Annotated in this window: 27 protein-coding genes and 3 tRNA genes; 14 read left to right on the top strand and 16 right to left on the bottom strand. The window is 71.8% G+C overall.

The window, feature by feature from the left end; genetic code table 11:
* Nucleotides 1-6: 6 nt before the first annotated feature.
* From FHS22_RS02820 to FHS22_RS02795, 6 genes are all read right to left on the bottom strand, one after another.
* A complete protein-coding gene (locus FHS22_RS02820; RefSeq protein ID WP_184938043.1) occupies nucleotides 7-378 on the bottom strand; it encodes a hypothetical protein in 372 nt (123 codons plus the stop codon).
* 121 nt (nucleotides 379-499) lie between these two features.
* A complete protein-coding gene (locus FHS22_RS02815; protein WP_184938040.1) occupies nucleotides 500-928 on the bottom strand; it encodes a MaoC family dehydratase in 429 nt (142 codons plus the stop codon).
* Nucleotide 929: 1 nt separating this feature from the next.
* Nucleotides 930-1,376, bottom strand: coding sequence for a MaoC family dehydratase N-terminal domain-containing protein (locus FHS22_RS02810; RefSeq protein WP_184938038.1), 447 nt, complete (start codon nucleotides 1,374-1,376; stop codon nucleotides 930-932).
* Between the two features lie 348 nt (nucleotides 1,377-1,724).
* Entirely contained in the window at nucleotides 1,725-1,889 is a 165-nt protein-coding gene (gene rpmG / locus FHS22_RS02805) for a 50S ribosomal protein L33 (protein ID WP_030921771.1), read from the bottom strand.
* A 79-nt stretch (nucleotides 1,890-1,968) separates the two neighbouring features.
* A tRNA-Met gene (locus FHS22_RS02800) sits at nucleotides 1,969-2,042 on the bottom strand.
* Nucleotides 2,043-2,241: 199 nt separating this feature from the next.
* Nucleotides 2,242-2,317 (bottom strand) — tRNA-Thr (locus tag FHS22_RS02795).
* 210 nt (nucleotides 2,318-2,527) lie between these two features.
* Here FHS22_RS02795 and FHS22_RS02790 point away from each other — a divergent pair.
* The gene (locus FHS22_RS02790) at nucleotides 2,528-3,163 is read left to right on the top strand and encodes a hemerythrin domain-containing protein (RefSeq protein ID WP_184938036.1); all 636 of its coding nucleotides are present in this window, start codon (nucleotides 2,528-2,530) and stop codon (nucleotides 3,161-3,163) included.
* Between the two features lie 95 nt (nucleotides 3,164-3,258).
* Here the strand turns inward: FHS22_RS02790 and FHS22_RS02785 are convergent, their stop codons facing one another.
* Nucleotides 3,259-6,618 carry an ATP-binding protein gene (locus FHS22_RS02785; protein ID WP_184938034.1) on the bottom strand — a complete coding sequence of 1,120 codons (3,360 nt, stop codon included), beginning with the start codon at nucleotides 6,616-6,618 and terminating at the stop codon, nucleotides 3,259-3,261.
* Nucleotides 6,619-6,685: 67 nt separating this feature from the next.
* On the opposite strand from FHS22_RS02785, the gene FHS22_RS02780 reads away from it, so the two are divergent.
* From FHS22_RS02780 to FHS22_RS02765, 4 genes are all read left to right on the top strand, one after another.
* The gene (locus tag FHS22_RS02780) at nucleotides 6,686-6,997 is read left to right on the top strand and encodes a hypothetical protein (RefSeq protein WP_184938033.1); all 312 of its coding nucleotides are present in this window, start codon (nucleotides 6,686-6,688) and stop codon (nucleotides 6,995-6,997) included.
* Nucleotides 6,998-7,277: 280 nt separating this feature from the next.
* Nucleotides 7,278-7,703, top strand: a complete 426-nt coding sequence (locus FHS22_RS02775) for a protein-tyrosine phosphatase family protein (RefSeq protein WP_184938031.1) — start codon at nucleotides 7,278-7,280, stop codon at nucleotides 7,701-7,703.
* 308 nt (nucleotides 7,704-8,011) lie between these two features.
* On the top strand, nucleotides 8,012-8,635 hold the full coding sequence (locus FHS22_RS02770; RefSeq protein WP_184938030.1) for a hypothetical protein: 624 nt from the start codon (nucleotides 8,012-8,014) through the stop codon (nucleotides 8,633-8,635).
* Between the two features lie 74 nt (nucleotides 8,636-8,709).
* The gene (locus FHS22_RS02765) at nucleotides 8,710-9,609 is read left to right on the top strand and encodes a hypothetical protein (RefSeq protein WP_184938029.1); all 900 of its coding nucleotides are present in this window, start codon (nucleotides 8,710-8,712) and stop codon (nucleotides 9,607-9,609) included.
* A 122-nt stretch (nucleotides 9,610-9,731) separates the two neighbouring features.
* On the opposite strand, the gene FHS22_RS02760 is transcribed toward FHS22_RS02765, so the two are convergent.
* Entirely contained in the window at nucleotides 9,732-10,424 is a 693-nt protein-coding gene (locus FHS22_RS02760; RefSeq protein ID WP_377295923.1) for a formylglycine-generating enzyme family protein, read from the bottom strand.
* Between the two features lie 237 nt (nucleotides 10,425-10,661).
* Between FHS22_RS02760 and FHS22_RS02755 the strand changes: the two genes are divergently transcribed.
* Entirely contained in the window at nucleotides 10,662-11,273 is a 612-nt protein-coding gene (locus FHS22_RS02755) for a TetR/AcrR family transcriptional regulator (protein ID WP_184938028.1), read from the top strand.
* Between the two features lie 34 nt (nucleotides 11,274-11,307).
* Nucleotides 11,308-11,595: a YciI family protein gene (locus tag FHS22_RS02750; RefSeq protein WP_184938027.1), complete on the top strand. Its 288-nt coding sequence runs from the start codon at nucleotides 11,308-11,310 to the stop codon at nucleotides 11,593-11,595.
* 81 nt (nucleotides 11,596-11,676) lie between these two features.
* On the opposite strand, the gene FHS22_RS02745 is transcribed toward FHS22_RS02750, so the two are convergent.
* The 4 genes from FHS22_RS02745 to FHS22_RS02730 all read right to left on the bottom strand — a co-directional run bounded on the left by FHS22_RS02745 (nucleotide 11,677) and on the right by FHS22_RS02730 (nucleotide 15,020).
* Nucleotides 11,677-12,087 (bottom strand): VOC family protein, encoded by a 411-nt coding sequence (locus FHS22_RS02745; protein WP_184938026.1) that lies wholly within the window; start codon nucleotides 12,085-12,087, stop codon nucleotides 11,677-11,679.
* Between the two features lie 10 nt (nucleotides 12,088-12,097).
* The gene (locus FHS22_RS02740; RefSeq protein ID WP_184938025.1) at nucleotides 12,098-12,541 is read right to left on the bottom strand and encodes a helix-turn-helix transcriptional regulator; all 444 of its coding nucleotides are present in this window, start codon (nucleotides 12,539-12,541) and stop codon (nucleotides 12,098-12,100) included.
* A gap of 23 nt (nucleotides 12,542-12,564) precedes the next feature.
* The gene (locus FHS22_RS02735; RefSeq protein WP_184938024.1) at nucleotides 12,565-14,433 is read right to left on the bottom strand and encodes an acyltransferase family protein; all 1,869 of its coding nucleotides are present in this window, start codon (nucleotides 14,431-14,433) and stop codon (nucleotides 12,565-12,567) included.
* A gap of 137 nt (nucleotides 14,434-14,570) precedes the next feature.
* On the bottom strand, nucleotides 14,571-15,020 hold the full coding sequence (locus FHS22_RS02730; protein ID WP_184938022.1) for a carboxymuconolactone decarboxylase family protein: 450 nt from the start codon (nucleotides 15,018-15,020) through the stop codon (nucleotides 14,571-14,573).
* A gap of 93 nt (nucleotides 15,021-15,113) precedes the next feature.
* Here FHS22_RS02730 and FHS22_RS02725 point away from each other — a divergent pair, with 93 nt between their 5' ends.
* Both FHS22_RS02725 and FHS22_RS02720 read left to right on the top strand, forming a co-directional pair.
* The gene (locus FHS22_RS02725) at nucleotides 15,114-15,998 is read left to right on the top strand and encodes a sigma-70 family RNA polymerase sigma factor (protein WP_184938020.1); all 885 of its coding nucleotides are present in this window, start codon (nucleotides 15,114-15,116) and stop codon (nucleotides 15,996-15,998) included.
* Between the two features lie 545 nt (nucleotides 15,999-16,543).
* Nucleotides 16,544-17,005 (top strand): hypothetical protein, encoded by a 462-nt coding sequence (locus FHS22_RS02720; RefSeq protein ID WP_184938018.1) that lies wholly within the window; start codon nucleotides 16,544-16,546, stop codon nucleotides 17,003-17,005.
* A 209-nt stretch (nucleotides 17,006-17,214) separates the two neighbouring features.
* Here FHS22_RS02720 and FHS22_RS02715 read toward each other — a convergent pair whose 3' ends face one another.
* Nucleotides 17,215-17,799 carry a DUF6461 domain-containing protein gene (locus tag FHS22_RS02715; RefSeq protein ID WP_184938016.1) on the bottom strand — a complete coding sequence of 195 codons (585 nt, stop codon included), beginning with the start codon at nucleotides 17,797-17,799 and terminating at the stop codon, nucleotides 17,215-17,217.
* 297 nt (nucleotides 17,800-18,096) lie between these two features.
* Between FHS22_RS02715 and FHS22_RS02710 the strand changes: the two genes are divergently transcribed.
* Complete coding sequence (locus FHS22_RS02710) at nucleotides 18,097-18,444, top strand: hypothetical protein (RefSeq protein WP_221473091.1); 348 nt, start codon at nucleotides 18,097-18,099, stop codon at nucleotides 18,442-18,444.
* 132 nt (nucleotides 18,445-18,576) lie between these two features.
* Nucleotides 18,577-18,705: a hypothetical protein gene (locus FHS22_RS37705; RefSeq protein WP_260407575.1), complete on the top strand. Its 129-nt coding sequence runs from the start codon at nucleotides 18,577-18,579 to the stop codon at nucleotides 18,703-18,705.
* Between the two features lie 86 nt (nucleotides 18,706-18,791).
* On the opposite strand, the gene FHS22_RS02700 is transcribed toward FHS22_RS37705, so the two are convergent.
* Nucleotides 18,792-18,876: transfer RNA gene (locus tag FHS22_RS02700), tRNA-Tyr, on the bottom strand.
* A gap of 278 nt (nucleotides 18,877-19,154) precedes the next feature.
* Between FHS22_RS02700 and FHS22_RS02695 the strand changes: the two genes are divergently transcribed.
* Together FHS22_RS02695 and FHS22_RS02690 are read left to right on the top strand one after the other, a co-directional pair.
* Nucleotides 19,155-19,649, top strand: coding sequence for a YajQ family cyclic di-GMP-binding protein (locus FHS22_RS02695; protein ID WP_184938014.1), 495 nt, complete (start codon nucleotides 19,155-19,157; stop codon nucleotides 19,647-19,649).
* Nucleotides 19,650-19,840: 191 nt separating this feature from the next.
* Nucleotides 19,841-20,800: a TAXI family TRAP transporter solute-binding subunit gene (locus tag FHS22_RS02690; protein WP_184938012.1), complete on the top strand. Its 960-nt coding sequence runs from the start codon at nucleotides 19,841-19,843 to the stop codon at nucleotides 20,798-20,800.
* 26 nt (nucleotides 20,801-20,826) lie between these two features.
* On the opposite strand, the gene FHS22_RS02685 is transcribed toward FHS22_RS02690, so the two are convergent.
* Nucleotides 20,827-22,341 carry a sensor histidine kinase gene (locus FHS22_RS02685; protein ID WP_184938010.1) on the bottom strand — a complete coding sequence of 505 codons (1,515 nt, stop codon included), beginning with the start codon at nucleotides 22,339-22,341 and terminating at the stop codon, nucleotides 20,827-20,829.
* A 6-nt stretch (nucleotides 22,342-22,347) separates the two neighbouring features.
* Complete coding sequence (locus FHS22_RS02680; RefSeq protein WP_184938008.1) at nucleotides 22,348-23,031, bottom strand: response regulator transcription factor; 684 nt, start codon at nucleotides 23,029-23,031, stop codon at nucleotides 22,348-22,350.
* A gap of 173 nt (nucleotides 23,032-23,204) precedes the next feature.
* On the opposite strand from FHS22_RS02680, the gene FHS22_RS02675 reads away from it, so the two are divergent.
* Nucleotides 23,205-24,239, top strand: a complete 1,035-nt coding sequence (locus tag FHS22_RS02675; RefSeq protein ID WP_221473090.1) for a tripartite tricarboxylate transporter substrate-binding protein — start codon at nucleotides 23,205-23,207, stop codon at nucleotides 24,237-24,239.
* The last annotated feature ends 1 nt before the right edge of the window (nucleotide 24,240 follow it).

Raw genomic sequence — 24,240 nt, 5'->3', positions numbered from 1 at the left:
TACCGGTCAGGCCGTCCCGCCGCCGCGCCCGCCGGGATCCGGCGCCCCCGCCGGATCCTCGTCCTGGCCCCGGGGCATGGCCTCGTCCAGCCGCGACGTCGCCAGGCTCCCGTCCCACAACCGCTGGGAGGCGACCATCCGCTCGGGATCGCCTTCGAGCTCGTTGTCGTCCTCACGGCCGACCAGCTCGGAGCCCTTGGGCTCCTGCTCGGGCGCCGCCTCGGCGTCGGCGACCCGCTTGGCGTCGGGCTGCTCCATCTGCCGGGCCGAGCCACCGGTCCGCGCGGCCTTGGACGCCTCCTCCCCGGCCCGCTCCGAGGCTCCCTCGCCGGTCCGCTCCTCGGCCCGCTCTCTCACATGACGTGGTGTTTCGCTCATTTCCTGACGTTACCCACGGGCCGGGGGAAGATTCTCCGGCCCGCGGCTTCCGGTGCAGGGCTTCCGGTGCAGGGCCCGGAGGCCCCCGCCCGGCCCGGGGCCGGGCCGCAGGCCGCAACGGTCAGGAGAGCTGGACCACCGCGCGCGCCTTGGAGAGCACCCGGGAGCCGTCGCACCTCGCGGTCAGGGCGACCACCACGCGCTTGTCCTCGAGCTTCTCCTCGACGACGCCGCTCACCGTGATGACGGCGCCGTTGTCGTCGTCGGGGACGACCACCATGGAGGAGAAGCGCACCCCGTAGTCGACGACCGCGCCCGGGTCGCCGGCCCAGTCGGTGACGAAGCGGCCCGCCTGGGCCATGGTGAACATGCCGTGCGCGATCACGTCGGGCAGGCCGACGGTCTTGGCGAAGCGCTCGTTCCAGTGGATGGGGTTGAAGTCCCCCGAGGCCCCGGCGTACATCACCAGGTTGGCGCGGCGGACCGGGTAGTCGACGGCCGGGATCTCCTGGCCGGCCTCGACCTCGTCGTACTTGACAGTCGCGGCCATGTCAGCCTGCCCCTCCGCGCTCGACGATGGTGTTGTAGGTCGTGCAGACGAGCTCGCCCCCGACGGTCGTGACGTCGCTCCGCACGGTGATGAACTCGTTGCGGCCGACGCTGCGGATGTCGGTCACGGTGGAGACGCTGACCAGCTCGTCTCCGGCGTGGACCGGGCGGCGGTACTCGAAGCGCTGCTCGCCGTGGACCACCATCGCGAAGTTCAGGCCGAGCTCGGGGTCGGCGAGGATCGCCCCGCCGGACAGGCTGAACACGATGGGGAAGGTCGGCGGGGCGATGACGTCGGGGTGCCCCGCGGCCCGCGCGGCCTCCCGGTCGTGGTAGATCGGGTTGTTGTCGCCGATCGCCGTCGCGAACTCTTTGATCTTCACACGGCTGACCTCGTAGGGCGTGGAAGGCGCGGACGCCCGCCCAACGAAATCACGGTTCAGAGCCATCGTGCTCCTTTACGGAATCCGAGCTGGTGCGGCGAGAGTAACAGAACAAGATTCGGGGGGTCGATCCCCCGCTCGGCCACCAGGAAACCGTAGCCCGGCACGCGCCGGGGCCGGATGTCGATCGCGGTCAACACCCGGGCCGGAATGATGTGCGGATACGACAAACCGGCGCCCTCATGGATGAGGACGCCGGTCCGTGATGCGTTGTGAACGCCGAAGAAGTGCTTCGACTCCCGCCGCGGGACGGGAGGCCGCACCGAGACGCCGGCTCCGTCGATGGAGCCCCTCGCCGGCGGAGACCCGGGTCTCCCGCCGGTGCGCGGGCCCGGGGCCCGTCGCAGGCAGGACCTAGCGGGTCTCGCGGTGCGCCTGGTGCGTCTTGCAGTTCGGGCAGTACTTCTTGAGCTCAAGCCGGTCCGGGTCGTTGCGCCGGTTCTTCCGCGTGATGTAGTTGCGGTGCTTGCACTCCTGGCAGGCCAGCGTGATCTTCGGCCTAACGTCTGTGGCAGCCACTTGGGAGTGCCTTTCTACGTTCGGGACTGGGACAACCCATGCCGGAGCCCCTGTTGGTGAATGGGGCCCGGGAGGGTAGTAGCGGAGGCCGGACTTGAACCGGCGACACAACGATTATGAGCCGTTTGCTCTGCCTGACTGAGCTACTCCGCCTTGGAGCCGGCGAAATCGACCGGCCCCGCAAGGATACCCGACTCGCAGTGCTACTACGCACTTGCGCACGTCAGGGCGGTCGCCGGGGGATTTCCCCCATCATGCCCGTCTGTGTGCCGGGAACCTTGAGCATTTCCGGGTGGCCTTCACATCCACCCAAGCCGAATGCCCCAACCGGTCGGTCAGGGCATTGAGGCTGTGGAGCCCCCAAACGGAATCGAACCGTTGACCTTCTCCTTACCATGGAGACGCTCTGCCGACTGAGCTATAGGGGCCTGCCCGCTCTTGCTCTCGCGCCTGCGGACAGGTGTAACCATACACGCCTCCCGCGCGCGATGCGAAATCGAATGCGCGCCCGCTCCGGTTCCGTCCCGGACCCGGCGGACCGGCGGACCGGCGGACCGCAAGTCCCCGCCAACTAAGCCCCAACCGGGCCGTCGCATCGTGGTCAGCGGCATCCGCACCGACCACAGGAGAACCTCGAGATGACCCCCGACCTGCTGGGATTCACGATCGCGCACCGCGCCATGCGGGGCGACGCCCGCCGCCTCGCGGACCTGGCGACCGAGCTGGCCGCCGGACGGCAGTCCGCCGGCGCCGCCCGCGCCACCGCGATCTCCGAGGACGTCGCGACGCTGTGCAAGAGCATCCACCACCACCACACGATCGAGGACCGGCTGCTCTGGCCCGTGATCGAACGCTCCGCGGGGGCCGAGGTCGACCTGCGCGACCTGAGCGACGACCACTCCGAGCTGGACCCGCTGCTGGACGAGATCACCACGCACGCGGCCCGGTTCGCCTCCGCCCGGGACGCCGCGGCGCTCGCCCCCGCGCTGACCCGGCTCGCCGACATGCTCGACGAGCACATCGAGGAGGAGGAGCGGCTGCTCTTCCCGATCATCACGAAGTACGTGCCCGTGGCCGACTGGGAGCGGGTCGAGAACGCGGTCCGCAAGGGCGGGAACATGAGGTTCGACCTGCCCAGGATCGAGCACTACGCCAGGCCGGACGAGCTCGCCCGGCTGCACAGGGCCGCGGGGCCGGTCCTGGCCCTGCTGCTGGCGCTGGTACGCCCCGGCTACCGGCGCCGCCGGCGGCTCGTCTTCGGCCCCCCGGCCTGAGCGGCTCCGGCCGGTCCGCGCTCCGGCCGGTCCGCGCTCCGGCCGGTCCGTGCTCCGGCCGCCACCGCGGGCCGGGTCCCGCCCCGGACCGGGGCTCAGCGTCCCGTCCGCGTCCGAGCCCGTTCCAGGGCCTCGGCGGCCTCGCGCGCCCAGTGCGGGGCGCCGACCAGCTCTGCGGTCCGCACCGCCCTCGCGTAGTGGACCGAACCGTCCCGGCCGAGGAACTCGGCGAGATCGCCCAGGATGTGGGCGACCGGCCGGTAGACGACGGACCCCGTCTGGAACCCGGCCAGCTCGTCCTCCCACGGCACGAGCTCCCGGTGGCACCGTTCGGCCACCGCCGCGTCCCGCAGGCCGATCGCGTTCTCCGCCCGCAGCGCCAGCCGTACCACCCAGAAGGCGTCCCGGGGACCCTCCAGGCCGGGCCGCCAGGCGTCTCGCGCCTCCCGCAGGCGCCCCGCCGCGACGAGCGCCCGGACGTGCATCTCCGAGATCTGCTCCGGCGGCACGTGCGCGGCGTAGGCCGCCATGTCCGGCAGGGACCTCTCCCCCCGGCCCGAGGCCAGCCGGACGAAGAGCAGGCCGACGGGGATGAGGCCCAGCGCGTTCATGACCCCGGCCTGGTGCATGCGCTCGGCGGCCGCCGCGTAGGACCGCTCCGCCTGCTCGAACTCCCCCTTCAGCACCAGCAGCAGCGTGTCGAGCAGCGACAGCACGCCCAGCGCCGGGCCGAGCTGCCCGTCGGTGGCGCGCTCGATCGCCAGATCGGCGTGGTGCCGCGCGGCGGCCAGGTCGTTGCGGCCCAGGCTCACCATGAAGAGGGCGTGGTGGCCCTGCATCGCGTATCCGGGCGGCCCGGCGGAGCCGCCCAGCTCGACCAGCTCCCGGCCCACCGCCTCCAGCTCGTCGCGCCGGTGCGGGCTCAGCACCGCGAAATAGCGCGCGTTGAGCGCCAGGCAGGTCAGCTCGGTACGGCCCAGCCCCCGGGCGAGGTCGAGCGCCTCCGACGCGGCCGCATCGGCCCGTGCGTCGTCGGTGCCCTCGATCTCGAAGACCAGCATGGCCAGGAGCCGGCAGCGCTCCTCGCCCTCCGCCGTCTCCAGCGCCTCCTCGATCATCGCGACGAGGGCCTCGTCGCGCTGCCCGTCCGGCTGGATGCTCCACGTCACCGGGGCCTCGAACGAGGTGATCGCCCGCGCCGCCCCGGCACCGAGCCGCCGCGCCACCGCGATGGCCCGCTCCCGGTTCTCCCGGGCGGCCATGACGTTGCCCTCCTGCGCCTGCACCCGCACCAGCCCGCAGAGCAGGTCGAACCGGGTCCGGTCGTCGTCGGTGAGGCCGAGCGCCCCCCGGTACAGCGCTCCCGCCTCCCGGTAGGCGTACAGGCCCGCCGCGGCCGAGGCCGCCGCCGTGACGTACGGCAGCGCGCGCCCCGCCGTACCCGGGGTCGCCGCCGCGAGCGCGTGGTGCCCGAGCGCGGAGACGTCGCCCGGCCGGACCCGCTCCAGCGCGTCGAGCACCCTGCCGTGCAGGCGGGTACGGCGGATGCCCGGAGTGTCCTCGTAGAGCGTCTCGCGCACGAGCACGTGGGCGAAACGCACCCGGCCCGGCGCGGGCTCGGTGAGCAGGCCGGTCAGCACCCCGGCCTCCAGGCCCTCCAGGACGGTGTCCTCGTCGGCGCCCTCCATCGCGAGCAGCACGTCCACGTCCACGTCGCGGCCGACGATCGCCGCGTCCCGCAGCGCGGTCCTGGCGGTCGCGGGCAGCCTGGAGACCCTGCGCCTGATCAGGTCCCGGACGCCGGGCGGGAGCGTCCTGGCCGCGGACGCGCCCTCCGCGCCGATCAGCCGCGCGGTCTCGGACACGAACAGCGGGTTGCCCCCGGTCCGCTCCGCCACCGTGCGCGCGGTCGCCGCGTCCACCTCGACCCCGGAACGTTCCCGCAGCAGCCGGGCCACGTCGTCGCCGCCGAGCCCGCCGAGATCGATCCGGTGGGTGTTCCTCCCGGCCAGGGCCGCCCAGGTGGCGCCGAGGTGGTCACCCGCCTCGGCGGGCCGGTAGGTGGCCAGGACCGTGATGCCGAGCCCGGCGAGCCGTACCACCAGGTGCCGCAGGAGCTGGAGGGTCTCCCCGTCGGCGCGGTGCACGTCCTCCAGCACGACCAGCGGCCGCGCACCGTCCCGTGCGGCTCCCGCCAGATACTCCTCCACCGCCCTGGCCAGGTGGAACTGGCCGGCGGGCGGGGCGTCGTCGGTCAGCAGGGGCGCCAGCCGTACCGCCAGGCCGTCGCCGGGCGGGCGTACGGCGGCCAGCGCGCGCAGCACCTCGCTCCACGCCCACGCGGGCGGCGCCCCGCCGTCCGTCTCCGGGCACCGGCCCGTGGCGGTCAGCCGGCCCTCGGCCGCCAGCCCCGCGGCGAACGCCTCGGCCAGCGTGCTCTTGCCCGCGCCCGCCTCCCCGCCCAGCCAGACGGTGTGCAGGCCGGGTGAGGCGGCGATCTCGTGCAGCACGGCCAGCTCCGCCGTACGCCCGACGAGGCCGTCGGCCCGCTCGGAGCCGCGGGCGTGCCCGCCGTCTCGGCCGGGTCCGCCCGCCCGGTCGCGTTCCTCTCCCGGCGGCCGTGCGCCGTCAAGAGGCGGGAGGCCTTCGGGCGGGCCTTCGCCCGCGGCCGGGGAGACCCGGAGCCGGGCGGGGGGCTCGCGGTGCAGCGACTCGGCGTGCGCGAGGATGTCCGCCTCCAGGGTGCGCAGTCCCGGCCCCGGGTCCACACCGAGTTCCTCGGCGAGAACCGTGCGGGCCCGCCTGATCGCGGCCAGCGCGTCCGCCTGCCGCCCGGCCCGGTAGCGGGCCAGGGCCAGCAGCCGTACGGCGTTCTCCCGGAGCGGGTGCGCGCGCACGTGCGGTTCGAGCTCGACCTCGGCGTTGCGCCCGAGCGCCAGCAGCGCCTCCGCCCGGTGCTCCACCGCGACGAGCCGCAGCTCCTCCAGGCGGGCCGCCTCCGGCTCGGCCCACTCCTCGTCGGCGAACTCCGCGTAGGCGGGTCCCTGCCAGAGTCCGAGCGCCCGTTCGGCCAGGCCGAGCGCCCGCTCCCCGTCCCCCTCGGCCAGCGCGTCCGCGGCGGACCCGGCGAGCACGGGGAAGAGCCAGGCGTCCACCAGCTCGGGTTCCAGCCGGAGGCGGTATCCCGGGGCGGCGCTGACCAGCACGGTCGCGGGAGTGCGCGGCACCCGGCCGGGCTCCAGGGCCCGCCGCAGGTTCGAGACGTAGACCTGCAGCGCGGCCAGCGCCTTGGGCGGCGGCTGCCCGCGCCACAGGTCCTCGATGAAACGATCGGTGGAGACCACGTGCCCGCCCGCGGCGACCAGCCTGGCGATCACGGCGCGCTGCCGGGAGGTGCCCAGGTCCGCCGCGCGACCGTTGATCTCCGCCTGCAGGGGACCGAGTACGCGCAACATAAGGAGGCCAGACTAGGGACCGGACATTGCTTTTCGGTTGACGGCTTCTCGAGCGGTGAGGTGAAGGATGCTGCAGGAGCAGCGCAAGCACATGGTCCGGGCACTCGACGAGAGCGACCGGCCCCACCTGTACTGGCACGGCGTGGACGGCGACGGCCGGGTGTGGCTGTTCGAGACCGTCGCCGACGACGGCGGCGAGTACTGCCCGGTCCGCCACGCCGAGCTCGGCTCGGACGGCCTCGCCCGGCGCTACTCCTGGCGCCATCTGGAGGACGAGCACGGTTTCCTGGCCGAGGGTCCGCTCCACCCGGACGACTTCGGCCTGAACCCGCTGACCGCGGAGGAGTTCGCCGTCCTGTGGGCCGCGCTCGACCGCTGATCCGGCGGCGGCCGGGGCATCCTGGGGATGTCACCGCGGACGGCGGCGTGGCCGCCCGCGGCCCGCGGGCGGTATGAGGGCATGATCCGCCCGCCGTACCCGGACCGCCCGGACCGCCCGGACCGCCCGGACCTTCCGGCCGGTCCTCCCGGGCCGGCGACCCCGCCCGGGCGGGCGAGCCGTTCGGTTCCCCGGCCCTCATCGTCGGTCCGTGAGCGTTCCGCCCTCCGGCGGCCCGTGAGCACCTCCGGGAGCCGCGCGACCGGGGTACGTTGATCACATGTGGGAGCCGGGGGAACCAGGGGTGCTGCGGCTCCCCTCCGGGCGGCTGATCCGCGGTCGCGGGCTGTACCTCCCGCTTCCCGGCGGACCCGCCCCGGAGTTCGCGCTGTACCTGCTCGACCGGGAGCCGTCTCCCGTCCCGTGGGAGGCGCGCTGGCTGCTCTGGCCCGACTTCGGCCTGCCCGCCGACGACGGGGAGGTCGCGCGGGCCCTGCGGGAGGCGTGGGCCCGGTCCGCGGCGGAGCGGGTCGAGGTCGCCTGCGCGGGCGGTCGCGGCAGGACGGGCACCGCGCTGGCCTGCATCTGCGTCATCGACGGTGTTCCGGCGCAGGAGGCGGTGGACTACGTCCGCGCGCACTACAGCGTCCACGCCGTCGAGACTCCCGGGCAGCACGGCTACGTCGGACGGTTCCTTCCCCCGTGAGAGGGGCCGCGCGGCCTCCGAGCCCCTTCCCCCGGCGGGTCGCCGGGGAGACCGGCCCCGCCCTGGAGCGGGGGACGGTCCGGCGGGGATGTGCGCCATGGCGCTGCGGCCTCTCTCATTCACCGCGGCCGCGCGGCCCGGTCACCGCCTGTCGTCCCTCGTCCTCGGCGGTCCCTGCGGGGCGGGAGAACGAATCGCCGAACCGCGGGCGGAAATTCACATCCGCCGGGAGCGAATCGCGCCCGGAAGACGTTCTGCCGATCAAACGCATATTCGCGATTCCTGGAGGGTGAGTGGACGGAGCCACCGTGGAAACCAGCGGATTCGCCGTGGAGGTCGGCGGTCTCATCGTGGCCGTCGGCGGCCTCGTCGTGGCCGTGTGCGGCCTCGTCGTGGCCGTGTGCGGCCTCGTCACGACGATGGTGGCGATCCGCTACGCGGCCCGGCAGTCCACCGCCGCGGCGGAGCAGGTGAGGATCAGCAACGGCATCGCGGGGGTTACCACCACCCAGGGCGTGTTCAACCTCCTGCACCAGACACTGCGGTTGTTCGTGGAGCATCCGGAGCTGTATCCGTACTTCTACGAGGCCAAGCCGATCCCTCCGAAGGGGAAGGACAGGGCCCGCATCCACATGACGGCGGAGATGCTGGCCGACGTCCTGAGCTCCGCCCTGCAGATGTCCCGGCAGGTTCCCTCCGCGAAGGACGGCCTGACCCCCTGGGTCATGTACGCCACCCACATGGTCGCAACCTGCCTGCCTCTTCAGGAGGTGATGAAGCGCCATCCGGGCTGGTGGCCCCATCTCGAGAGCCTGTCCCCTCTCCCGGACGGGAGTCCGTCCGCGGAAACCGGCCCGGTAACCCCGGCCCGCCCTCTGTTCGGAACCCTCTCCGCCCCCGTACGGCAGGCGGTGCAGCCGTCCGCCGATTGACGACGGGAAATTCCCACTAAAGCACCACTTGGAACCGCATCGGCTTATATAACGTCACAATCAGGAAAATCTATGTGACTCATGAGCCGGGAGAGGTCCACGTGGTCTTAGGTCGCAAAATCATCGTGGTGGCCGTGGCCGCGGCCACCGCGTTCACCGTCCAGGGAGCCGCGGCCGGCAGCGACACCCGCACGGCAGGCAAGGCGCCCGCCTCCAGCGCGACGGCACCGGCAGTCGATACGGCGCCCGCCTCCAGCGCGACGGCACCGGCAGTCGATACGGCGCCCGCCGCCCACACCGAACCCGCCGCCCACACCGGAACTGCCGCCCACACGGGGTCCGCCACCGGCAGGGCGGGACTCGAATGCGTCCGCGTCAGGGGCGCGACGGCGTGCGTGGGGCCGGACGACAGCGACCGGCCGGGGATCTCGATCGAGGACACGACGACCGACAGGCTCCACCCGGCGGTGGAGTACTACCTGAACGGTTACCTCGGCACGAAATACGTCATCCACAACCTCGCGCGCAAGGGCGAGGCCCGGGGAAGCCTCGGAGTCGGCAAGGTGGTGACGTTCAGAGCCGCGATCTACAAGGGCAACCGCCGCATCAAGGTCAGCCGGTGGAAGACGGTCCGCGACGTCGCCGAGCACCCCGTCAAGCGGGAGACACGCGTCACCCCCGCCGCCGCGCGGGCGCGGGCCGAGGTCTGCACCTCGACGAAGGGCGCCGCCAGCACGTGCTTCTCCGAGAGGAAGACCTTCGTCTTCGCGTGCGACACGAGCGCCGACAAGTACCAGGCCCGGGCGGAGTACTTCGTGGGGGGCGACCCGACGGCGCGTTTCGAGATCCATCAGCTGGCCGGGGCCGGCACCTGCGGGAAGGCCGAGCACGGCGACCTCTCCGTGAGCATGTACCGGGCCTCGGTGTTCAACGGCAACCGCCGGGTCGCCACCCGGCTGTACAGATACAACTAGGGCTCGCGCCCGCGGCGGCCGTACCCGGGTCCGCACCGCGGGACCGGGCGGCGGCGACCGGGCCGGTCCGCCGCAGGTTCACGGCCGGACCGGCCCGGTGGACGTAGACCGGCTCGTCCCGCTCACAGCGACCGGGCGAGCCGGAAGCCGAGATCGTCGACGCGGAAGGCCGGGTGGCTCTTGCGGCGGCACGACGCCCGGCACCCGCGGGGGTGATCGTGGCTGCCGCCGCCGCGGAACACGCGGTACGGGCCGTAGACGCCGGGATCGTAGAGGTCCCAGCACCATTCCCACACATTGCCGATCATGTCGTAGAGGCCCCACGCGTTCGGCGCCCTGGTCGCCACGTCGTGCACCTGCCCGCCGGAGTTCCCGCGGTACCAGGCGATCTCGTCCAGTTCCCCGTAGCGGACGCCGGAGGTCCCGGCCCGGCACGCGTACTCCCACTCCGCCTCGGACGGCAGCCGGTAACCGCCCGCCTCCCGGTCGCAGACCACGTCCTGCCCGTCGGGATCGCCGCCCGTCGTGTAACAGGGGTCGAGTCCCTCCGCCCGGGAGAGCAGGTTGCAGAACCGCACGGCCTCCTGCCAGGAGACCTCGGTCACCGGAGTCCGGGGCCCCGCCGTACTCGTGGGCGCCTCGCCCCGGACGGCGCGGTACAGCTCGCGGGTCACGGGGTACGGCGCCAGCCGGAACGCCCCGACCTCGACCCTCCAGTTCGCCTTCGCGCCCTCGTCCCGCAGGTGGATCACCCCGGCGGGAATCTCGATCATGTACTCGGAGACCGCCCGGCTCGGCGTCGGTTCAAGGCTCATGGCACGCCGGACCCTACACGATCAGATCGGCGACCGGCGCGCGACGGCCGGAGCCGCACCGGGGCCGGCCGGGCCGGCGCCACCGGCTCCTCCGGTGTGCTCGGCCCGCCATCCCGAAAGGCCACCGCCTGCCGGGCCCGGTTGACACCGCGTAGGACGACTGTCCTAAAATCCTGCCTAGGACAAGCGTCCTAGAAAGTTCCCGTGATCTACCGGCGACGCAGGAGGTGCAAGAGCGTGAAGGCGGAAGCGACCCGGACTCAGATCGTCGAGGCGGCCGACCGGCTGTTCTACCGGCAGGGCTACGAGCACACGTCTTTCGCGGCGATCGCCGAGGCCGTGCACATCTCGCGAGGGAACTTCTACTACCACTTCAAGTCCAAGGACGACATCCTGCGCGCGGTGATCGCCGCACGGCTGGAGGACAGGCGGCGGATGCTCACGCGGTGGGAGGCCGAGGAGGCCGACCCCGCCGCCCGGATCCGCCGGTTCGTCGAGATCGTGGCGGCCAACCGCGCCGACATCCAGAACTACGGCTGCCCGGTGGGCACCATGACCACCGAACTGGCCAAACTCGGCCACCCCGCGCTGGACGAGGCCGGCGGGCTGTTCACGCTCTTCCGCACCTGGCTGCGCGAGCAGTTCACGCGGCTGGGGCACCGGGAGCAGGCCGACGCACTGGCCATGCACGTGCTGGCCTTCAGCCAGGGCGTCGCCACGCTGGCGCACGCCTTCAAAGACGAGGACTTCATCCACCGCGAGGTGCAGCGGATGCACCACTGGCTGAGCCGGTACTCCGCCGGCGCCCAGGGCACCGCACCGGTGGACGGCCCACGGGCCGGCACCTGACACGACCTGGGTTCGACCATCTGAGAGGGATCACATGTTCGTGGTGTTGCTGAGGTTCTCCGCCGACAGGAGCGCGGCCGGACAGCACATGCCCGGCCACCGGGAATGGATCGAGCGCGGCGTCGACGACGGCGTGTTCCTGCTGGTCGGCGGCATCCAGCCGGGACTGGGCGGCGCGATCGTGGCGCACGGCACCTCACGGGAGGACCTGGAGGCCCGCGTGGCGGCCGACCCGTTCGTCGAACAGGGCGTCGTCAGCGCGGAGATCGTCGAGATCGCGCCGTGGCTGGCCGACGACCGCCTGGCGTTCCTGCTCGCCTGACGTTCCTGCTCGCCTGAGTCCGCCCGGCCCGGCCGGGCCGCCTACCGGTCCTCCGCGCAGGCGGCTGCGGCCGCCGTACGGCTAACGCAGTTCCTGGATGCGGATCAGGTTGCCCGCGGGATCGCGGAAGGCGCAGTCCCGGACCCCGTACGGCTGCTCGATCGGCTCCTGGACGACCTCGGCGTCGCCGGCCTGCAGCCTCTCGAAGGTGCCGTCGAGGTCGGGGGTGGCCAGCAGGATCCAGCCGTAGGTGCCCTTGGCCATCATCGCGGCGATGGTGCGCCGCTCGTCCTCGGTGATGCCGGGGTCGACGGCCGGCGGCGCCAGGAGGATGGACGTGCCGGGCCGGCCCGCGGGACCGACCGTGATCCAGCGCATCGTGCCGCTCCCGACGTCGTTGCGGACCTCGAAGCCGAGGATGTCCCGGTAGAAGGCCAGGGAGGCCTCCGGGTCGTCGTGCGGGAGGACGCTCGTGTGGATGGTGATGTCCATGGCGACCAGGCTAGGCGCGCTCCGGGGCCGGCGCTTCCCGCTCCCGGACCGGCCTGGTCACCTGTTTCGCCACGCACGGCGGCATCCCCGCCGTCGCGCGCGCCGCCTCGCGCCGGTAGACGCTGGGCGACATGCCGACCAGCTCGGTGAAGCGGGTGCTGAAGGTGCCCAGCGACGAGCAGCCGACCGCGAAGCAGACCTCGGTGACGCTGAGGTCGCCACGGCGCAGCAGCGCCATCGCGCGCTCGATGCGCCGCGTCATCAGATAGGCGTACGGCGACTCGCCGTAGGCGAGCCGGAACCGGCGGCTGAGGTGCCCGGCCGACATGTTCGCGCCGCGGGCCAGCGCCTCGACGTCCAGCGGCTGCGCGTACTCCCGGTCGATCCGGTCGCGGACGCGGCGCAGCCGCGCGAGGTCGCGCAGGTGCTGCGCCTCGGTGGGGCTGCTGGTCACATGCAGATCGTACGTCGCGCCGGCTACCCCTGGGACTTCGCCTGCCGGCCTGCGAGCGCCCGCAGCACCTCTTTCTCCAGCGCAGGGGCGAGCGAGCGCACGAACGTCGCCGTGATGTGGCCGTTGTCGGAGTAGACCAGCGTGTCGCCGATCACCGACGGGCAGCGGTCGTCCGGGCAGAACGTGGCGTTGAAATCGGCGACCGTCACGTTGTCGGGTATCGGCCCGGCCGTCGGCATGCGCTCGGCCAGGCTGAGACTGCGAGGCGCGACGCAGGCGGCGGCGCCCTTGGTCTCCACGCACTCGGGCGGATCGAAGCCCATCCGCGGCGTGTCGCGGATGGCCAGGACGTCGATGCCCATGGCGCCGAGCTGCCGCCACCGCTCCAGGTACCCGCCGGGCATGTTCTCGCCGCGCTCCCATTCGCTGGACTCGGTCGCGGTGGTGATCAGCAGGTCCGGACCGATCGTGCGGAGCTCGGCGAGCACGCCCTCCTGCCACTGGTCGCATGTGGGCTGGGGCTTGCCCCTGTAGAGCTGCACGGTCGTGGACAGGGCGCAGGCGCCCTTGGTGATGTTGACGATCTGCCAGCCGTTGTCCTCGCCGAGCAGTTCGAGGACGGGCAGCCAGTGGGCGGCGTGGGAGTTTCCGACCAGGGCGATGGTCTTGTCCGGGTTCTTCGCTCCGTAGCGGCAGACGAGGACCTCTGCGTCCTTGGGGTGCTGCGCGCAGCCGTCCTCGTACGACCGGGGCCGGTCCTTGGCCGCCAGCGCCGGAGCGGGCGTGATCCCGCTGTCCTGCCGGGGCAGGAAGGTCACCACCACGGCCCCGACGAGCGCGGGCGCCAGCAGCAGCGGCCCCCAGCCGCCCGTCCGGTCCGTCAGCTCGGTCGTCACCGCGGCCAGCGCGAAGCTGGCGGCCAGGATCAGCAGGATGCCCTTCCAGCTCGCCGCGGTCCGGTCCGTGGCCACGAGGTAGAAGACGAAGATCGGCCAGTGCCACAGGTAGAGCGCGTAGGAGACGCGGCCGACGTACAGCACCGGGCGGAGCGTCAGCAGCCGGTCCGCGCCGCCGGCCGCCCCCGCAACGATGACCGCCGCGGCGGCCAGCGTCGGCCACAGCGCGACGTATCCCGGGAAGCTCGTGGAGACCTGCAGCACCAGCCCGCACGCGACCAGTGCGGCCAGCCCGAGCCAGCCGAGCACCACCCGCACGGGTCGCGGCACCTTCAGGAACGGCAGGGCCACGGCGAGCAGCCCGCCCAGTGCCAGTTCCCACAGCCTCGCGCCGGTGTCGAAGTAGGCCCAGGCCTGGTCGGTGGCCGTCCGGAGGATCGAGTACGCCAGGGAGAGCACGAACACCGCGGCCATCAGCCCCACGAAGACCTGGAGCTTCCGCCGGGCCATCAGCAGGAGCACCGGCCAGATCACGTAGAACTGGCCCTGGATCGCCAGCGACCAGAAGTGCTGCACCGGGCTCACCGCGTTGCCCGCGGACAGGTAGTCCACCGCCGAGAAGGCCAGCTGCCAGTTCTCGTAGTACAGGGCGGAGGCGACGACCTCGGCGACCGTGACGTCCCAGCGCGTCTTCGGCAGGATCAGCACCATGCCGATCAGCACGCCGAACAGCGTCAGCCCCGCGGCCGGCAGAAGCCTGCGCAGCAGGCGCCTGATGAAGGCCCAGAGCTTGACGTGCTCGTTGCGCAGGAGCGAGCCGGTGATCAGGAAGCCGGTGAGCATCAGGAAGACGTCGACTCCGCCCGAGACCCGGCGCGGCCAGATGTGGTAGATCACTACGAGGAGTACGGCTACCGCACGTAACCCGTCGATCTCCAGTCTGCGCTCGGGCCTCGCGGCCCGGGGGCGCTGAAGGGCGTGGCGGGCGACTGACATGACGTCACAGAATATGACTCCTTTAACTAGCCGGACAAATTTCCGTCAGTTCTGCGGCCATTCGGGTGAGCGTCATTCATGCGGCGGGCCGGAGCGGCCGCGGCCGCGCGCCCGGACCGCATGACGCCCCGCCCGGCTCACCAGGTCGTGCCGGCCTGTTCCCGGATCGTGTGGTTGATCCGGTTGAAGAAGTTGGTCAGCGCGATGTCCAGGATGATCGCGGACAGCTGGTTCTCGTCGAAGTGGGCGGCGGCGGCGTCCCAGATCCCGTCGGTCACCCCCGGCGCCCCGTCCTGGATCCGGGTGGCGGCCTCGGCCAGCGCGAGCGCCGCCCGCTCCGCCTCGGTGAAGAAGGGCGTCTCGCGCCACGTGACCACGTTGTGCAGCCGCTCGTCGGTCTCCCCGCGCCGTTTGGCCGACGCGATCCCGGCGAACACGCACGGGCTGCAGCCGTTGATCTGGCTGGCCCGCAGGTGGACCAGTTCGAGTACGCGCGGGTCGACGCCGCCGGAGTACACCGCCTTGTAGAGGCTCTGGATCGCTGCGGTCACGTCGGCGTTCGCCGCGCTCTTCATGCGTGCTTGCATCGGTCGTGCTCCTTCATCGGTGTTCGTCCGTTACCCGGACCCGTCCGGATCCGTCATCACCCATGACGGAGCAGATCCGAGGAAGGTAACGACATGCCCGACACCAGCCCGGCGGACCCGGTGGCCGAAGCGTTCGAAGCCCAGCGCGACCGGCTGCGCGCGGTCGCCCACCGCCTGCTCGGATCACACGCCGACGCCGAGGACGTGGTCCAGGAGGCCTGGCTGCGGCTCTCCCGCCAGGACGCCGCGGACATCCACAACCTCGCCGGCTGGCTGACCACCGTGGTCGGCCGGATCAGCCTCGACGTCCTGCGATCGCGCCGGGCCCGCCCCGAGGCGTCCTACGACGACCGGCTGCCCCAGCTCGTGGTGGCGGTCGACGACGGCCCCGCGCCGGAGGACGACGCGGCGCTCGCCGACTCGGTCGGGCTCGCGCTGCTCGTCGTCCTGGAGTCGCTCGGGCCGGGCGAGCGGCTGGCGTTCGTACTGCACGACCTGTTCGCGGTGCCGTTCGACGAGATCGGCCGGATCCTCGGCAGGTCCGCCGACGCCGCCAAGATGCTCGCCAGCCGGGCGCGCAGGAAGGTTCAGGCGGCCGGGCGGCCGACGGCCGCCCGCCGGGAGCAGCGAAAGGTGGTCCAGGCCTTCCTGGCGGCGGCCCGCCTCGGTGATTTCGAGGGATTGCTGCGCGTGCTCGACCCCGAGGTGCGGCTGACCGTCGACACCTCCGACGGTGTGGTCGTCGTCCTCGGCGCCACCAAGGTCGCCGCCGGCGCGACCGCGCGCGTCGCCGGCGGCGCAGCCGCGCGAGGGCGGGCGGTGCTCGTCGACGGCCTTCCCGGGTTCGTCTCCTGGCGCGAGGACGGCACCGCGCTCTCGGTCATGGCGTTCACCGTCGTCGGGGGCCGGATCGCCGCCATCGCCACTGTGATCGACCCGGCCCGGCTCGCGGCGATGGACCTGCCCGACCCGGTGTGAGCCACTGCCGGGACCGTCGCCGCAGGACAGCGCCCGGCCGCTCCCGGCTGCATGTGACCGCTCTCATCGATACATGGCGGCCGACCTGCGGCAGCGCTCCCTGCCGCCTCCGTGTCCACGTATGCGGCAGGGACACGCGATGGGAAGGGCCCGTTCCGGGAGACCCTGGCGAAGCGCACCTCATTCCGATCCGGCCGCCCCACCCGCCGACGAACTGATCTGCAAGCTGGAAGAGCGCACCGAGCAGGACTGCCTGGCGGAAACCGGCGCCCATGGCGCGCCTGTCCGGTGACAGAGCCTCACGACTGCTCACCGCACAGGGGCAGTGGTTTCAAGAGGGCTGCGTCCCGAGTGACGGCAGAGCTTCTGACCAGGGAGAAAGCATCTTCCCTGTCCCGCACGACAGAAGATCATCCCGCATATATCCCGCAGGCTCCCCCCTCCCCAACCATGATCCATGGAGCCGATCATGCTCTGCCATCCGTGGAAGCTCTCCCACTCCGACTCTTGACCCACCCTCTCCGCCATCCGAGACCATGTCGGCCATGTGGTTCTTCCGTTTCCTCGCCATCGGGCTCCTCAGCGGGATCCTGATGATCCCGCTCCTGCACTCCCCGCGGGGTGACGGATTCGAGCATCTGCGCCTGAACGCGATCATGAGTCTGGAGATCGGCTGGTTCCTCATGGTCCCGGTCGCCCTGGTGGTCGGAGCCGGGAAGGCCTTCTCTTCCAGCGAGCGTTCCCGGCCGGCGCCTCCGGGCTTCGTCCTGGGAGGGATCACCTTCGCGTTCGGCGCCCTGGTCCTGCACCAGGCGATGGCCGCGTCACGATGGCTCAACGGCTCGCCGTCCGGAGTCGGCGATCCGGACGGCGAGTACGTGATGGCGGCGTTCGCCGAACTTTCGGGTGCGGTGATCATGATCGTCGGCATGGTGATCCTGATCAGTCGGGCAGTCGCCGTCATCGATTCCCGAAAGGCGAACATCCCGGCGCCCACGAGCCGTTGACCAGATCAGGAGGACCGCCGGCAGACTCACCACGTGATCGCGGATGCACTTGCTTTCCTTCAGTCCTGGTACGCCTCCTGCTGTGATGACGACGTGAACCCGCGGATGAGAAGAGAAGGCCTCCCACGCGGCGTGTAGTGCCGCGACCTGACGTTTCGCACCGCATCGGGCACGACGGGCCGAGATCGTTCCGCGTATGTCCCGGACCTTCATGAACCAAGGGCGTCAGCGGCCATGGGGTAGATATGATCGGTGGATCCGATCAGAGCCGGACGGGCGAGACGGGCGGCAGACAGGCGGACGCCTGTGGCACGTTCGGCGAGAGCCAGAGCGCTGGCGACGGGATCGTCGGGGAAACCGAGCTGGTCGCCGTCGACGTCCATGCCGAGGTCATCGACATCCGCCTGAAGCCGCTCGGGATCGACGCCCTCCCGCAGGGAATAGGCGTACAGGCTGAACGTGGTGATCCGCCGGCCGTCGACGCAGTAGGTGAAGCCGTCGTTGTTGATGTTCACGTACACCGCGGCCGCGGCGGTGCCCACCGACAGCAGATGGGCCTTGTCGTAGACGGTTCTCGGCGAGCCGTACTCGATCAGGACGGTTCCGCCACCGGCCGCGTAGGCCGCGACGCCCTGTCCCGACCCGCTCAGAGAGCCCGGGGTGACGTGGATCCGCCGCAGTGCTTCCCGAGGGGACAGGCCCCGCACGAAGCCGGCGCAGAGCCAGGTCTCGTCGGTGTCGTCGCTGAACTCCTCGCAGAGCCATTCGTAGGTCGCCGCCGTGGCACTGCCCATTCGCCCGCCTTCCCTGGAAGCCGTATCGCGGTGATCGTTGCAGAGGCAGCCGACAACTTCACTCGTTGTCCATGCGCTGCCGGCGTGGAAACCTCTAGCGAACTTGGTGCCCTGGCCTTGGCCTGCTCGGTCCGGGACGGCGGCGGCGGGAAGAGCCGGCTACGAACCCGGCGCTTGCCTCTGGTGATTACCCCGGAGCCGGAGACTGTCATTTGTCCCACCCGGACCGCGGGGCGGATTTGTGAGGTGGATGTGTCTGCTCGTGATCGCCGACTGGCTCGGGGTGCGTCGTGGCCTTTGACCCGCTCGGATCTCAAGGAAGGCCTCGGCGAGAGTTTCGAGCATGTTCGTGAGCTGGGCTTCTTCGGTGAGGTGCCGAGCGACTGGCCCTTGGCGGTCAGTTGGCGTCCAGGTCGTGCAGGCGGTATCCACCCCGGGGTCCACGGGATCGCACTGTCGGTACGGCCTGCCCGCTCCGCGGATCGTGCTGAGATCCGGGAAGCGTTGCGTGAGATCGTCCTGCCGGAGCTGCACGATTGGATCACTCACGCGGTGACGGCTACCGAGGTCTGGAAGGCTGCTTCTCATCGGCGGGTATGGCGGTGGACGGAGAACCGGGTGTTCGAGTCGGAAGAGACCTCCTGAAGGGCTCGGTGACGGGCGTGGAGGTCGGCGCCGAGAGGCCCGCGCACTGGCCCTCGCTCCTGCTCAGGCCGTCTCTCGCCTGACACGGCGACCGTACGGCCTGCGGCGGTCTCGCTCTGGCTCAACGCGGGCGTGGCCGCCCCTGATGTGGCCGAATGGGCGGGGCACAGCGTGGACGTCCTCCTCCGCGTCTACGCCAAGTGCGTCGACGGACAGCGGGAGATCGCCAACCGCAGGATTGATGACGCGCCGCCCGCGTGACGTGCGAGCCGTACGGAGCGGCCTACGGCTGCATGTCCTGGAAAAGCAGAAGAGGCCCCGTAGGGCCTCTGAGCTGCCGGTCTGGCTGGTGGCAGGTGCAGGACTTGAACCTGCGTAGGCTGAGCCGACGGTTTTACAGACCGCTCCCTTTGACCACTCGGGCAACCTGCCGCGTCATCCGCTCGAAGCGGCGACAGGAAGAAGAATAGCGGACTTCCGGACGTGATGTGACATCGGCGGCGGCCGTCCCCGGCGACCCGCCCTCCGCTGGCCTGAGCAGGGCATTCGGTCGTCGGCACGGCCTCGCCCCGCCCCGGCCGGGAAGGCCGTACCGGTACGGGATGCACCCTTTGCGCCGTAAGCGTTCCGGTGTTGACGATCACCTTCACCATGTGCCGATGGGCGAAGCGCTATGGTCGTTCGGGAGAGTCAGAGAGGACAGTCGACGCATGGCCGACAGCAGTTTCGACATCGTCAGCAAGATCGACCACCAGGAGGCCGACAACGCGCTGAACCAGACGGTCAAGGAGGTCGGGCACCGGTTCGACTTCAAGGGCACCGGCGCGAGCATCGCCTGGTCCGGCGGTCAGAAGGCCGTCGAGATCAAGGCCAACAGCGAGGAGCGCGCCAACGCGGTCCTCGACGTGTTCAAGGACAAGCTGATCAGGCGGGGCCTCTCGCTCAAGATCCTTGACGCGGGCGAGCCCAAGCTGTCCGGCAAGGAGTACCGCCTCGTGGTCACCCTCAAGGAGGGCATCGACCAGGAGCACGCCAAGAAGATCTCGAAGATCATCCGGGACGAGGGCCCGAAGGGCGTCAAGGCCCAGATCCAGGGTGAAGAGCTGCGGGTGAGCTCCAAGAAGAGGGACGAGCTCCAGGAGGTCATCGCCCTGCTCAAGGGCAAGGACCTGGAGATCGCCCTCCAGTTCACGAACTACCGCTAGCCCGGCGGGCGATCGCTGCTCTGAGCCTCCGTCTCAGAGTCCCGCCCACCCGGGAGCGCACATCCGGGGCACACGGCCGGGGGCGCCGTCCGCCAGGGCACGCGTCCTCCCCCTGTGCCTCGGGCCGCTCCCCCACGCAGGTGCCGGGCGTGCCGCACCACGGGTCGCCGTCCCGTCCGTATCATCTCGGCATGGCGCTGAACCCGGAGCCGCGGCTCAGCCGGCGGGCGGCGCTCCTGGCCGCCGGAGGGCTGCTCGCCGGCTGCTCCCGGCAGCCCGAGGCCGACGAGGTCCGCCTGCGGCTGGCCACCGGGCCGGCGGGGGCGGTGTACCGGCGCATCGGCGGTTCGCTGGCCGGGCACATCTCCGAGCAGGTGCCGGGCGTCCGGGTGGTCACCGTGCCGAGCGGGGCGTCCACCGACAACATCCGGATGTTGCGGGCCGGCGAGGTGCACCTCGGGCTGACGAGCCTGGACGCGCTGATCACGGCCGACGGGAGCGCGCCCGAGGGGCTCTCGGCGGTATGCCGGCTCTACGACAGCCACCTGCATCTCGTGGTCATGGCAGGTTCGGCGATCGACGAGTTCCGGGACCTCGCGGGCAGGCGTGTATCCCTCGGCGCCCGCGATTCGGGCACCGAGTTCACGTCGCTGCGGGTCCTGAGGCTCGGCCTGGTGGACGCCGACGTCCGGTACCTCAGCCAGGCCGAGTCGGCGGCCGCGCTGCGCGACGGCGGGATCGACGCCATGTTCTCCCTGACCGGCGTCCCGACACCTGCCGTCACGGAGCTGGCGCAGCGGCACCCGATCCGGCTGATCCCGTTGGACGCGCAGGCGGACACGCTCTTCACGGCGTTCCCGGGCCCCTACACTCCGGCCATGATCCCCGCGACCGCCTACGCGGGCGTCCCGGCCACCCGCACCGTCGCCGTGCCGAACGTGCTTCTCGCCCGCAACGACCTGCCCCACGACCTGGTCTACGCCGTCACCGGCACGATCTTCACGCATGCCGGCACGATCACCTCCGCCGGGCGCGACGAGGCCGGAGCCGTTCCAGAGGCGTGGCGGATCAACGTCCGCACCGGGATCTCCACCGCGTCGATCCCGCTCCATCCCGGCGCGGCGGCCTGGTTCCGCGACCGCAAGCGCTGACCCGGGCCGGCGGTGGAGCCCGGCCCTCAGCCCGGTGACGGGGCCGGGGCCGGGGCGCCGGACGACGACGGCTCCCTCGGAACGACCGGCAACGCGACCACCGCGGCGAATCCGTGCCCGGATCCGTCCGGACGCGGCAGGCCCTCCTCCAGCCGCAGCTCGCCCCCGGCCGCCCCGACCAGGTCGGCGCAGATCGCCAGGCCCAGGCCGGTCCCGGGCACGTTCTGGTGCCGCGGCGACCGCCAGAACCTCCGTAGTGCCTGGGCCCGCTCGGACGCGTCGATCCCCTGGCCGTCGTCGCGGACGGTGATCGTGACCACGCCTCCGGCCGCGGAGGCGTGGTCGTGCCCGGCGCCCGGGCCACCGGGCACGGCTCCGGCGCCCGGACCACTGGGAACGACTCCGGCGGCCACCTCGACCACCCGCGCGTCCGACAGCCGTAACGCGTTGCTGATCAGCTCGTCCAGGATGCTGCCCAGGCCGCCCGACGGCTCCAGCAGCCGCAGCCCCGGCGGCACGTCGACCGCGAGTGTCTGCCCCACCGTCGCGGTCAACGCCCGCCACCGGTCCACCCGGGTCGCCAGCACCGCGTCGAGATCCACCGGCGACGCCGTCCGTATGCTCTCCATCCGCGCGCTGGCCTGCAGGGAGTTCAGCGTCCGCTGCATCGCCTTCAGCTCCTCGACGGCGACGTCGTACGCCTGCCGCCCGTTGCCGTCCGCGCGCAGATGCGGTTGCAGGCTCTCCACCGCGAGCCGGAGGCTGGTCAGCGGATTGCGCAACTGGTGCGACGCGTCGGACACGAACGCCCGCTGCCGCTGCACGGCGTTCTCGACCGCGTCCATCATGGTGTTGAACGACTCCGCCAGTCGCCGCAGCTCGACCGGACCGGCCTCGGCGTCCGCCCGGATCGTGAGGTCGCCCTGCGAGATCCGTGAGCTCGCCGCGTCCAGCTCCCGCACCGGCCGCAGCACCCATGCCGACACCGGCCAGGCGACGGCCACCAGCGCGACCAGCGGCAGCAGTCCGAGCCCGGCGAGCCGGGCCCACCGCACGAGGATGCGACGGCGCGTCTTCGACAGGTCGGAGACCGTCACGACCGCGCCGACGACCTCGCTGTCCCGGCCCACCGGTTCCGCGACCACGAGCGGGGAGTCGTCCCACGGCGCCCATTCCCCGGACGGTTCGGGCCTCGCCCCGGCCAGCGCCGCGGTCACGATCCGGGGCAGCGCCCGCTCGGCCCGCGCCGTCTCCCGGTACGCACGGGCCGGTCCGAGCAGCACCGCGCCGGAGGTGTCGATCACGGCGACCGGGATGCCGTACAGCTCGTGGTAGCGCGTCAGCTCCTGCTGGAGCGCCTCGGTCCGGCCGGTCGACAGCGCGGTCTCGGCCAGCGACGCGAACCTGCCGACGTCGTTGAGCCGGTCGACGTACGTCTCCTGCATCTCGCGCTCGGCCACGGTGACGCCGAGCGGCACCCCGAGCGCCGAGACGAGCAGCACCGCGAGGGGGACCAGGACCACGAGCAGGCGCCGGTGCACGGCGCGTCAGCCGATCGGCTCCGGCCGGTCGGCCAGGAGCCGATAGCCGACCCCGTGGATCGTGCGGATGAGAACGGCCGGTGCGATCTTGTGCCGCAGCGCCGCGATGTGGGTGTCCAGGGTGCGGCTCGAGGACTCCCAGGTCGCGCCCCAGATCTGGTCGAGGATGACGTCGCGGCTCACCACGTTCGGCGCCCGCCGGGCCAGCAGCAGGAGCAGTTCGAACTCCTTGCGGGTCAGCGTCACGGGCGCGCCGTCGACGGCGACCTCGCGGGTGCCGACGCCGATCCGCATCGGGCCGAGGACGAGCGGCTCGTCCGGGTGGCTCAGGGCACGGGCCGCCCGGGTGCGGCGCAGGACGGCGTCGATCCGGGCCAGCAGCTCCGGGACGCCGAACGGTTTCACGATGTAGTCGTCGGCGCCGGCGCGCAGGCCGCGGACCCGCTCGTGCTCCTCCGATCGTGCCGTCACGGCGATGACGGCGGTCTCCGGGCGGTCGCGCAGCCTGCGGATCACGTCGAGTCCGTCGCCGTCGGGCAGGCCCAGGTCGACGAGGACCACGTCGGACGGGGCGGCGCGTACGGCCTCGGCGGCGGTGGCGATGCGGTGGACCTCGAAGCCCGCCTGGGCGAGGACGGTCACCAGACCCCGCGCCACGCGGTCGTCATCCTCGATGATGGTGATCCGCATACCGGATTGTACGGCCCGGGTCGTCGCTCGCGTTAGCCCTTCACTTCTTGGGATTCCTCTGACATCCGGCGCATTCCTTGGGATTTCTCTGACACCATCCGCGGCCCTGCCAGCCGAGACTGAGGCGGCGCACTCACCGACGAATGCCCATGCGCTGACGAGGAGGCCGCGACATGAGAACGACCGGCAGGTACCGAGCCGCCGCACGGATGATCGCCGCGATCGGCGCCGTCTCGCTCGTCGCCGCCTGTTCCGGCACCGGTGGCGCCACCGGCGGTGCCACGGGTGGAGGCGCCACCGGCGGCTACCCGGACCGGAACATCACGTTCGTCGTGCCGTTCAGCGCGGGCGGCCCGACGGACACCGTCACCCGCATGATCGCCGAGCCGATGGCCGCCGAGCTCGGCGGCAAGATCGTCGTCCAGAACGTCGAAGGCGCGGGCGGCACGGTCGGGAGCGGCGAGGTGGCTCGGGCCCAGCCCGACGGCTACACCGTGCTCATGCACCACATCGGCATGTCGACGGCGCCCGCCCTGTACAAGGACCTGGGCTACAAGCCGCTCGAGGACTTCGAGATGGTCGGCCTCGTCACCGAGGTGCCGATGACGATCGTCGCCCGCAAGGACTTCGAGCCCGAGACGCTCCAGGACCTCGTCACCTACGTGAAGGCGAACGCCGGCAAGGTCACGCTGGCCAACGCCGGCATCGGTGCCGCGTCCCACCTGTGCGGCCTGCTGTTCCAGACCGCCGCCGGGGTCAAGCTCCAGGAGGTCCCGTACGAGGGCACCGGCCCCGCGCTGACCGACCTCGTCGGCGGCCAGGTCGACTTCATGTGCGACCAGACGACCAACACCAGCGGCCAGATCTCCGCGGGCGAGGTGAAGGCGTACGCGGTCACCACGCCGGAGCGGGTGAAGAGCCTGCCCGACCTGCCCACCACGACCGAGGCCGGGCTGCCCCAGCTCCAGGTCAGCGTGTGGCACGGTCTCTACGTCCCGAAGGGAACGCCGCAGGACGCCGTGCAGAAGCTGACCGGGGCGCTGACGACGGCACTGGCCGACCAGAAGGTCGTCGACCAGATGGCCAAGCTCGGCACCGCGCCGGTCCCGGCCGGGGACGCGACCCCGCAGGCGCACCGGGCCAAGCTCGAAGAGCAGCTCGGCACCTGGGCGAAGGTCATCGCCGACGCCGGCGTCAAGGCCTCCTGAG

Origin of the sequence: Thiemannella venezuelensis (assembly GCF_014203605.1) — a bacterium.
GTDB lineage: Bacteria > Actinomycetota > Actinomycetes > Streptosporangiales > Streptosporangiaceae > Planomonospora_A > Planomonospora_A venezuelensis.
Note: the sequence above shows the minus strand (reverse complement) of the source record. Positions and strands in the feature narration are given on the sequence as shown.